Source organism: Plantactinospora sp. ZYX-F-223 (assembly GCF_039649625.1).
Classification (GTDB): Bacteria; Actinomycetota; Actinomycetes; order Mycobacteriales; family Micromonosporaceae; genus Plantactinospora.
Window position 1 is genome coordinate 1 of sequence record NZ_JBDJAV010000211.1, and the last position, 325, is coordinate 325.

Genomic DNA, 325 nt, shown 5'->3' on the forward strand with positions numbered 1-325 from the left:
GCTCCCCACATCGCCGGTTTGGCGCCGGGCAGGTCGGTGGCGGTACTGCGGCGCTGGTTGCCGGAGTCGACGGTGGGCATCCAGACGATCCGGGCGCCCTGCCGGCCGGCGATCTCGACCGCGGCCGGGTTCATCCCGCCCACCGAGCCGTTCAGGGTGAGCGCGCCGAGCACGTCGACGTCGGGGCGTACCTTGCGCACCACGGCCGCGCGCTCGGCGGTCGGCACGTAGTGGGACTTCAGTACGAAGCCGGCGAGCCCGACCTCGGCGAACCGGCCGGCCAGGTCGAGGTCGTCGATCCGCCGCTCCATGACGTCGGGTGCGA

1 protein-coding gene is annotated in these 325 nt (G+C 73.5%); it reads right to left on the bottom strand.

The window, feature by feature from the left end:
- The coding region (locus tag AAH979_RS43225; protein ID WP_346263911.1) for a DUF6282 family protein at positions 1-325 on the bottom strand (325 nt) is incomplete at both ends.